Source organism: Pseudomonas auratipiscis (genome assembly GCF_036324085.1).
In the GTDB taxonomy this organism is placed as follows: Bacteria; Pseudomonadota; Gammaproteobacteria; order Pseudomonadales; family Pseudomonadaceae; genus Aquipseudomonas; species Aquipseudomonas auratipiscis.
Genome location: NZ_JAZDCU010000036.1, coordinates 1 through 10,327, shown reverse-complemented (window position 1 = coordinate 10,327; position 10,327 = coordinate 1). Strand labels below are relative to the sequence as shown.

Here is a 10,327-nt window from a genome sequence, read left to right as displayed (position 1 = left end):
CCCATGTGAGAGTAGGTCATCGTCAAGATTAAATTCCGAAACCCCTATCTGCACATGCAGGTAGGGGTTTTGTCTTTAGAGTAGAAGCATCAAGAATTCGTTGGCACGTCTACAGACGGACCAGCACACAGAATTTCTTGACGACCATAGAGCATTGGAACCACCTGATCCCATCCCGAACTCAGCAGTGAAACGATGCATCGCCGATGGTAGTGTGGGGTTTCCCCATGTGAGAGTAGGTCATCGTCAAGATTCAATTCCAAAACCCCTGTCTGCACTGCAGACAGGGGTTTTGTCTTTCTGGGATATGAGCAGTCTTGTGGGAGCCCTAGACGGTGCTCCTGCTCAGGTAGGCTTTTATTGCTGTCACGCCTGTGTTCAGGTGACGCTCAAGAACCCTGATAGCATCCTCGACGGATTTCTCGCTGGCTGCATCGACCAGCTGGTTATGGTCATCTTGGGTCAGTTTACCCAGGCCCATAGAGGACAGATGAAAGCGCAGAAAACGCTCTTCCTCGTTAAGCTCGATTTCTATCAGGCGCAACAACTTTTTGTTGGAAGCCTTGCTGTAAAGGCTCATATGAAACAGTCGATTCAAACGGCCAATTTCGGCATGGCGGGTTTCGTTTTCCAATTGGCTTATGTAGCTGCGCGCCAGAGCGATATCGTCAGCATCAAGATGAGGAATGGATTGGCGCAGTGCTTCTGACTCCAGGATCACTCGTAGCGCATAAGCATCTACGGCATCTTCGCCAATCAGCGGGGCTACCACAGCGCCCTTGTGGGCGACAACTTGTAGCAGCGATTGCGCCTCAAGCTGACGCAATGCTTCGCGTACCGGCATGCGACTGACCCCGAACAGCGTTGCCAGCTCCTGCTGACGTACAGCCCTGCCGGGTGCCAGACGACCATCAAGGATGGCGCTGCGCAACCGTTCTTCAATAACGCTACGAGCCAGATGTGCGGGGACTTGCTCGCTGCCCAGTATTTCGCCCAAAGAACTGGTTTTTTCGGTCACGCTTTAGTCTTTCCTTAAATGTCGAAACGCTTTAGTGATTGGATCCAATCAACCTAGTCAGCGCAGTGTTGCTTGTCAAACCGCGCGGGTGTTCCTCCCCATCCACTGTGAACCAACAGGCACGGTGCAAGTTGCTATCGTGAATGAAGTCTAAATCCAATGGAAGCCGGCTTACGTACCGGTCATAGCGGAAAACTTTTTGACTGAAAGCAAAGTGATGTCACCACGATTGTAAGGTGCCATTGTGTTTTAGCAGGTAAGGCCGCACCATCGGTGCTTTTCCATAGGTCTGCGCGGGTTTTCGCAGTGGCGATACGTTGGACTTTTCATTTGACCATACGCAGATTGGCCCTTGCCGGTGTACTCGGCTGCCTTTTGCTGGGCAGCCTGCATGCTAATTGGGATTTTTCCCAGATCAGTCGTCGTGCACAGTCACTGTATGGGCCGCTGGGGGCAGGGCAGGGTCGTATTGACGCGTGGCAGAACATGCTGGCAACGGAGAAACAGGGCAGCGAAGCCGCGCAACTCAAGCGCGTCAACCAGTTCTTCAATCACCAATTGCGCTACGTCGAAGATATCGACCTGTGGCGAGAAGTCGATTACTGGGCAACACCTATACAGGCATTGATCAAGGGACAGGGCGACTGCGAGGACTATGCTATCGCCAAGTACTTCAGCCTGCGGCGCATGGGGGTCCCGGCCGAAAAGCTGCGTATCACCTACGTAAAAGCGTTGCGCCAGAACCGTGCGCACATGGTGCTGACGTATTACTCAAGCCCCAATGCCATGCCGCTGGTGCTCGATAGTCTGATGGACGCTATCAAGCCTGCCAGTGAGCGAACCGACCTGCTTCCGGTCTACTCCTTCAACGGTGAGGGACTATGGCTGACGGGGGCATCAGGCAACAAGAAGGTGGGTGATACCAAACGCTTGTCCCGTTGGCAGGATCTATTGAAAAAGATGCAGGCCGAAGGTTTCCCGGCCGAACCGGTTTACTAAAGGAGCACAGATGTCACTGTTCAAACAATTGCTGCTCGCCATCTGCCTGTTTCTGGTAGTCGCGTTCAGCGGCAGCTTTATGGTCAGCCTCGAGAGTTCGCGCAGCCAATATGTCAACCAGCTGCGTTCGCATGCCCAGGATGCCGCTACCGCACTGGCGCTATCGCTGACACCGAACATCGACGATCCGGCGATGGTCGAGCTGATGGTCAGTTCAATTTTCGACAGCGGTTATTACTCGAGTATCAAAGTTGTCGACCTGGTCTCTAACGCGGTGCTGGTGGAGCGCCACGCCGAAGCTGATGCTAATGGTGTCCCTGGCTGGTTTATTCGCCTGATCGGCTTAGAGGCGGCTGGAGGCGATGCCATTGTCAGTCGTGGCTGGCAACAGGCTGCCCGAGTCGAAGTAGTCAGCCATCCGATGTTCGCCCTGGGCAAGCTGTGGCAGAGCGCGTTGGGCAGTTTGGGCTGGTTGTTGTTGTGCGGAGCCCTGAGCGCCGTGCTTGGCGCGTTGTTGCTGCGTCGACAGCTCAAACCGCTCGACTATATGGTTGCGCAGTCTCACGCCATTGCCCGTCGCGAGTTCTTGAGCCTTCCGGATCTACCGAGCACGCCTGAGTTGCGCCGGGTGGTCCAAGCGATGAATCAAATGGTCGAGAAACTCAAGGCGCTGTTCAAGGAGCAAGCCGAGCGTAGTGAGAAACTGCGGGTCGAGTCCTACCAAGACAACCTGACCGGTTTGGCCAACAGACGTTATTTTGAAATGCAGCTCAACGCACAGGTCAGCAACATAGAGGAAGCTCGACCAGGTTACCTGTTGCTGTTGCGAGTAAAGGACTTGGCGGGCCTCAACCAGCGCCTCGGCGGTCAACGCACCGACCAGTTGCTGCAGGCTGTTGGTCAGCAATTGCAACGCACCTGCGCTAACTATCCAGAAACCAACAATCTGATCACTCGCAGCCGTGGTGGCGAGTTCGCGGTGTTGGCACCCGGCCTGGTGCACGAGGAGGCGGTCCAACTGGCACAGGCTCTGGAAGTTACCTTGCAGAGCCTGGCGGATACAGGTGCTACTGACGTCTCTCCAGTGGCTTGTATCGGTATGGCGCCCTACAGCCCTGGCGATTCCCCTCAGTCCCTGCTGAAGCTTGCAGATGAGGCCCTGGCTCGCGCCGAGGGCCAAGTGGAGCCGGGCTGGGTATGCCTTGAGCAAGGCTCCGCGCCTCAAGCCGGAGAATCTCATCACGTCTGGCATCAGCTGCTTGATGACGCGCTGCAGCAAGGACGTTTCCAGCTGTTTTTCCAACCGGTCGTGGCCAGCAATGCGCCGGAGCAGGTCTTGCACTACAAAGTGATCTCACGAGTCCTGGATGCTCAGGGCCAAGCCATCGCTGCAGGACGCTTTCTGCCGTGGCTTGAGCGTTTTGGCTGGTCGGCACGCCTTGATGTATTAATGCTCGAGCAGGTGCTCAAGCACATGCAAACCCACACCGAGTCTTTGGCCCTGAACCTGTCTGCGGCTACGCTGGCCGATTCCAATGCGTTGCAACGGGTTTACGCATTGCTCGCTCAGCACCCGGCGCTGGGGCCCCGCCTAACCCTGGAGATTGGTGAAGAGCAGCTACCGGATCAAGCGGTACTGGAGCAATTGACTCGGCGTCTGCATGCGCTCGGGTTCAGCCTGAGCCTGCAGCGTTTCGGTGGACGCTTCAGCATGATCGGCAACCTGGCCCACCTGGGCTTGGCGTATCTTAAGATTGATGGCAGCTACATCCGCGCTATTGATGAAGAGCAGCACAAGCGACTGTTCATCGAGGCGATCCAGCGCGCGGCACACAGTATCGATCTGCCGCTGATTGCTGAGCGCGTCGAAACCGAGGGTGAGCTTAAAGTACTGCGTGAGATGGGTATTCAGGGCGTGCAGGGCAGGTTGATTGGTGAACCTGCCCCCTGGCGCTGAACAACGTGCTGAGCGGGCCAGAGGACGGCCCGCTGGGCTCAGATCAGACCACCGTCGTCACTGTCATCGATCAAGTTGTTCAAACCACCAAGCGCTTCACGTGCGCTGGAGCGGTTGAGCAGCTTGGCTTGAGCACCAGGCGGTAGGTCGGTGATGCTGATCACCCCCTTGGTGGTCAGTACTTCAATCAAGTCTTCGAGCACCCGGATCATATCCAGGTCGCTTTGTTTGAGCTGTTTGAGACTGTTTTCGACAACATCATCGGCAAACCAGTCCTGAATCTCGGCGTGGTCGGCCGGCAACTCCTCCGTGTACTCGTCGAAGGCTGCCGCTTCTACTCGAAGCAATTCGCCCTGTGCATTACGTTGCACGTAGAACATGGGGTATCCCTCGTTAAATTGAGTCCGTGACCGCAGTCAGCAGCATAGGCCAAGCTCGCCGGGCTTAGGGCCTGGCAAGCGAGTATGCAGCGTCATTGGGGTACAGGCCAAGCCCGTCGACTGCGGCAGCCGGTATCGGCCTGCCGCAGTCGATGGGTATTAGCTGTTGGAGTGGTCGATCTTGATGGTTGGGTCAGCACCGGTTACCAGCGAGTTGATCGTGGTGTTAGCCCAATTGACGCCTTCGAGCTTGATGGTCACATCGGCATTGTTGATACCGCCGGCATCGTTGAGCTTGCCGGTGGAGCTGACCTGCAGGGTCGATTCGCCGTTGACCGTAGTGATTTTCAGGAATTTATCGATAGTGCTGGCACTCTCGCCCTGAAGCAGATCGCTAAGGTCCAGACGGTCACCTTCGGCGCGGCTGAAGTCCTTGATCACGTCCTTGCCAGTGTCGCCGGCTTTCCAGACGAAGGTGTCGGCACCGCTGCCACCGGTAAGGATATCGTCACCTTTGCCACCGAAGAGGATGTCATTGCCCTCACCGCCCAGCAGGGTATCGTTGCCCTCGCCGCCAATCAGCAAGTCGTTGCCAGCACCACCGATCAGCGTGTCCTTGCCGCTGCCGCCGAGCAGAATGTCATTGCCCTTGCCGCCATCGAGGTAATCATCACCTCCCTGGCCGAAGAGGATGTCATTGCCGTCGCCACCCAGAAGGGTATCGGCACCATCATTGGCACGTGATACATCGAACTCGCTGACGTGCTCGGCAATGTACTTGTGCAGTACCCGACCATCGACCTCGCCCAGCTGTACGCCCAACTTGCCCGCCACATAGGCTTGCATGGCTTCGACACCGTTGCCGGCAATACCGTCAAAGCTGACCAGGTCGCCGAACAGGATGTCGTTACCGTCGCCACCGCTGACCGCATCGTTGCCCGGTTTGGTCGCTTCGGTATGGCCGAGAATAGCTTCGGCCAGCTTGCTCGGGTCGATGTTGGTCTGTGGCTTGCCGTCGGTGTCGTATGGTTTCAAGTCATTGGCATTGACACCATTATTCAGCCCGATCGCTTCGACGCTCGAGTGCTTGGACAGCAGCAGGAAAGACTCTTTAGTGTTGCTGTCGAGGTACCAACCGGAGCTTGCATAGGACAACTCATAAGTGCCGTCGCCTTGTGCGTGCAACTCACCAGAGGCGGAGCTGTCCGACCGCCAGTTGTTGCTGCTGCTGTTGGTGCGGTACTGGGCCGTGAGGTAACCATCCTTGTTGATGCTGATCCGATTATAGTTACCCACCATGTAGTTGGAGACGACGTCACCCATTTTGTAGTTCAGACCTGCCAACACGGTGTCCATTTTGTAGTTGGAGTCATAGAACGTTGGGTTGGGTTTCTCTCCCGTCTGATAGATATTTGGCTGACCATCGGTGATGAAGAACGTCTGGTTGTCGCCTTTGCTACCGGCTATTTCAAGATTCTGGAACCAGTTGGCCGTGGTTTTGAATGCGTCTTCGTAGTTGGTGCCACCACCGGCTCTGAATTTGTCCAGCGCCTCCTGAAGCTTGTTCAAGGCATTCTTGTCAGCCAGATTGACCGAAACAGTAGCGTTGACCTGGGCGGAGAAGTCCACCAGCAAGATATTCACCGTGCCGGACTGCGCACCTTTGACACTGTTGGCCAAAGTAGCGAACACCGACTCAAGGGATTTTTTCGCCGCGTTGACGCCGGAAGTTTCCATACTGCCCGAGGTATCGACAATGAACGCCAGGTTGTAGTCCTGCCCAGGCGTTACATGCAGGCCGTTTACGTCGGCAACGACGATGTCGTTCTCGGTGCCCAGGGTTTTGGTGTCGTCCAACTCCGTCAAGTTGCCAGGGAGGTAGCTATCAGGGTGTACGGTAACCGTAATCTTGCCCGGGGTGGAGGCGGAGTCGTTGTTGGCCTTCTCGGTCGCGGTCGCGGTAACGCTGATGTCGAACTTGCCTTGGAAGTAGGCCGGCGGCTTGATGCTCAGGCCGTTCAGGTTCCAATCAGTGACATCCACTTCGGTCTTGCCGACGGTAATGGTGTGACCTGCGTCATCGCTGAGGATCGAGCCTTCCGGAATACCACCGAGCTTGATGCTGAGTTTTTCCGAGCCATCGGTATCAGTCAGATTGGCGGCGATACCCACTAGTTTGACTGTACCGTTTTCCGCACCCTCATTGAGCTTGTAGCCCTGGTAGTAGCCTTCGCCTTTGTCGCCATGCAGCTCACCAACAGTGACGCCCGCGTTGGTCAGGTCGTTGACGCTCGGGTACATCGGGATATTGGTTTTGCTCAGGTCGACCGGGGTGCTGCCATCGACCGACAGATTGACGTCGAAGCTGCCCGGTCCTGCCTGGTTGGCGTTGTAGATATCCAGGGTGTAGTAACCACTGATAGTCGGCTTGAACGAGCCGCTGATCGCGCCGCCTGTACCCCAGGTGGCCGACGCCACGTTGTTGCCACCGATCGTGATCAGTACGCTGTCATCACCCACACCGCTAAAGCTGTAGGTCTTGCCTGCTTCCAGGAAGATCAAGCCAGAGGTCTTCGAGCCCGAACCTACAGCGACATTACTGTTGGATTCGACGTTGGTGACCAAAGAGCTGCTATTCGGGTTACCAGACTTATCGAAGACGTTCTTCAGTGCGTCTCCGGTGATGCCGTTGCCATTGGTACCCAGGCCAACCAGAGTGTTCCAGTTTTCCTTGACCAGACCAAGTGAGTTCACGTTGTTGCTGCCAATGGTCAGGTTTGGCGCATCGGCAACTGGGGTGATATCGACCTTGACGGTCGCTTCGTTGCCCACGCCCTGGCCGTCAGTTGGCTTGAACTGGATATGTGCGTAGTCAGCCTTCTGATCGCCTACGCCGTTACCACCGTTGGCGTTGATACCCGACTCGTTGTGATCCGGAGTGAACTTCAACTTACCGCCATCAATGTCGGCCTTGCTGAAGACCTTGCCTGCATCGACATCGGCCTTGGTCAGGGTCTTCCAGACGTTGCCTTCTTTGTACTGCAACACGCCATCGGCAGGCAGCTTAGTGATGGTCAGGCCCAGGTTGGCGGCTGGGGTGTCAGCATCGGAGATGCCGAAATTGGCCCAGGTCAGCACCAGGTCATTGTCTTCGGTGCCGGTCACGGCACCGCCAGCAGCTACTGGCGCTTCGTTGCTCTGGATGGTGGTCGTGACGCTGCCAGCGCTGCCATCTACTTCCAGTTTTTCGAAGTTACCGCCTGTGGCCGAGTCGATCTTCACGGTGAAGTTTTCAGCACCTTCGGCGATACCGTCACGCAGGATTGGCACGCTGAAGCTACCGGTGCTGCTGCCTTTTTGAATAGTGACAGTAGTCTGACCCGTGAAGTCCTCGCCGTTTTTGGCCGTGCCGGAGTAGCTCAGCGTAATGGTGACAGTAGCTTCTGCTTTGTTGGACAGCGTCAAGGTGTAGTGGGCTGACTCGCCTTCGGCAACCGAACCTGTACCACTGATTCCGACGGTGGTGGTGTCGGTGGTGTCGGCAACGTGGGTGATCGCTGGAGTGTCGCTAATGTCCAGCTTCTCGAAGTTGCCGCCGTCAGCGCCGGTAATGGTCGCACTGACATCGTCTGCATCGACGTAAACGTCATCACGCGGCGCATCAATAGTGATGCTGCCGGAGGTTGCGTCGGCATCGATGATGATGGTCTCGCCGTTGCTCAAGGTCACGGTCACCGCGGTGCCTGCCGGATTGCTCAGGGTGGCGGTGTAGGTGATCTGGCCACCTTCGTCGACCGACGGGGTAGCAGTCAGTTCAAGGGTGGTGGTGTCCATGGTGTCGGTCACCTTGGTAACCGCTGGGGTTTCATCCACCGCCAGCTTCTCGAAATCGCCACCGGTGGTGCTTTCGATCGAGGCTTCCACGGTACCGGCGTCGATGTAGACGTCATCCTTCGGTGCATCGAAATCGACCGAGCCAGTGGTTTCCCCGGCAGGGATGTTGATCACGGCGCCGTTGCTCAGGGTTACGGTCATCGCCGTGCCGGCTGGTTGGGTCAGCGTGGCGGTGTAGGTGATCTGACCGCCTTCGTCCACGGACGGCGTCGCACTCAACGACAGGCCGGTTTCGTTCTGGGTGCCAGGACCATCGGTGACGGTGACGGTGGTTTCACCCGAGGTTTCGAGCTTCTCGTAGTTACCACCGGTGGTGCCGGTGATGCTGTTGGTCAAGTCCGGGTTGGTGGTATGGACGTTGTCCGGCGCAACAAACTCCACCGTACCGGTGCTTTGACCCACTGGAATGGTGATGTGCTGACCATTGGCCAGGTTGATAACCAGGTCGGAGCCGGTGACAGGCGCACTAACGGTAGCGGTGTAAGTAATCACGCCGCCTTCACCGATAGTGCCGACGTCTGCGGTCAGCTCCACGGTCGAGGTATCGGTGGTGTCTTTGACTTCGGTGACGGCTGGGGTTTCGTCAACGGCCAGCTTCTCGAAGTCGCCACCGGTGGTGCTTTCGATCGAGGCTTCAACGGTGCCCGCGTCGATGTAGACGTCATCCTTCGGTGCATCGAAGTCCACCGAGCCGGTGGTTTCCCCGGCCGGGATGTTGATCACGGCGCCGTTGCTGAGGGTCACGGTCATTGCCGTGCCGGCTGGGTGGGTCAGCGTCGCGGTGTAGGTGATCTGACCGCCTTCGTCCACGGACGGTGTCGCGGTTAGCGACAAGCCGGTTTCATTCTGGGTACCTGGACCATCGGTGACGGTGACGGTGGTTTCGCCTGAAGTCTCGAGCTTCTCGTAGTTACCACCGGTGGTGCCGGTGATGCTGTTGGTCAGATCCGGGTTGGTGGTATGGACGTTGTCTGGGGCCGTGTATTCAACGGTGCCGGTGCTCTGGCCAACCGGAATGGTGATGTGCTGACCATTGGCCAGGTTGATAACCAGGTCGGAGCCGGTGACAGGCGCACTAACGGTAGCGGTGTAAGTAATCACGCCGCCTTCACCGATAGTGCCGACATCTGCGGTCAGCTCCACGGTCGAGGTATCGGTGGTGTCTTTGACTTCGGTGACTGCTGGGGTTTCGTCAACGGCCAGCTTCTCGAAGTCGCCACCGGTGGTGCTTTCGATCGAGGCTTCAACGGTACCGGCGTCGATGTAGACGTCATCCTTCGGTGCATCGAAGTCCACCGAGCCGGTGGTTTCCCCGGCCGGGATGTTGATCACAGCGCCGTTGCTGAGGGTCACGGTCATTGCCGTGCCGGCTGGGTGGGTCAGCGTGGCGGTGTAGGTGATCTGACCGCCTTCGTCCACGGACGGTGTCGCGGTTAGCGACAAGCCGGTTTCATTCTGGGTACCTGGACCATCGGTGACGGTGACGGTGGTTTCACCCGAGGTTTCGAGCTTCTCGTAGTTGCCGCCAGTGGTGCCGGTGATGCTGTTGGTCAGATCCGGGTTGGTGGTGTGAACGTTGTCCGGGGCCGTGTATTCAACGGTGCCGGTGCTCTGGCCAACCGGAATGGTGATGTGCTGACCGTTGGCCAGGTTGATAACCAGGTCCGAGCCGGTGACCGGCGCGCTAACGGTAGCGGTGTAAGTGATTACACCACCTTCACCGATAGTGCCGACATCTGCAGTCAGCTCCACGGTCGAGGTATCGGTGGTGTCTTTGACTTCGGTAACGGCTGGGGTTTCGTCAACGGCCAGTTTCTCGAAATCGCCACCGCTGGTGCTTTCGATCGAGGCTTCAACGGTGCCCGCGTCGATGTAGACGTCATCCTTCGGTGCATCGAAGTCGACCGAGCCGGTGGTTTCGCCAGCGGGGATGTTGATCACCGCGCCGTTGCTCAGGGTCACGGTCATCGCCGTGCCAGCTGGGTGGGTCAACGTCGCGGTATAGGTGATCTGGCCGCCTTCGTCAACGCTGCCAGTGGCGCTCAACGACAGGCCGGTTTCGTTCTGGGTGCCAGGACC

Annotated in this window: 5 protein-coding genes and 1 rRNA gene; 3 read left to right on the top strand and 3 right to left on the bottom strand. The window is 57.3% G+C overall.

Annotation, left to right across the window (positions count from 1 at the left end; translation table 11 throughout):
- The first annotated feature begins 136 nt into the window (after positions 1 to 136).
- Positions 137 to 252: ribosomal RNA gene (rrf, locus tag V0R60_RS26655) — 5S ribosomal RNA — on the top strand.
- Between the two features lie 76 nt (positions 253 to 328).
- Here the strand turns inward: rrf and V0R60_RS26650 are convergent.
- Complete coding sequence (locus V0R60_RS26650; protein WP_256658297.1) at positions 329 to 1,018, bottom strand: GntR family transcriptional regulator; 690 nt, start codon at positions 1,016 to 1,018, stop codon at positions 329 to 331.
- A gap of 306 nt (positions 1,019 to 1,324) precedes the next feature.
- Between V0R60_RS26650 and lapG the strand changes: the two genes are divergently transcribed.
- Positions 1,325 to 2,017 carry a cysteine protease LapG gene (lapG, locus tag V0R60_RS26645; protein ID WP_330080975.1) on the top strand — a complete coding sequence of 231 codons (693 nt, stop codon included), beginning with the start codon at positions 1,325 to 1,327 and terminating at the stop codon, positions 2,015 to 2,017.
- Between the two features lie 10 nt (positions 2,018 to 2,027).
- Entirely contained in the window at positions 2,028 to 3,974 is a 1,947-nt protein-coding gene (lapD, locus tag V0R60_RS26640; RefSeq protein ID WP_330080976.1) for a cyclic di-GMP receptor LapD, read from the top strand.
- A 38-nt stretch (positions 3,975 to 4,012) separates the two neighbouring features.
- On the opposite strand, the gene V0R60_RS26635 is transcribed toward lapD, so the two are convergent.
- Complete coding sequence (locus V0R60_RS26635) at positions 4,013 to 4,354, bottom strand: tryptophan synthase subunit beta (RefSeq protein ID WP_136473932.1); 342 nt, start codon at positions 4,352 to 4,354, stop codon at positions 4,013 to 4,015.
- A 159-nt stretch (positions 4,355 to 4,513) separates the two neighbouring features.
- Positions 4,514 to 10,327 (bottom strand): immunoglobulin-like domain-containing protein (locus V0R60_RS26630; protein ID WP_330080977.1); only part of this gene is annotated, 5,814 nt, incomplete at its 5' end.

Coding starts and splice junctions, on each gene's coding strand:
- lapD (WP_330080976.1), top strand. CDS start 2,028: ATGTCACTGTTCAAACAATTGCTGCTCGCCATCTGCCTGTTTCTGGTA.
- V0R60_RS26635 (WP_136473932.1), bottom strand. CDS start 4,354: ATGTTCTACGTGCAACGTAATGCACAGGGCGAATTGCTTCGAGTAGAA.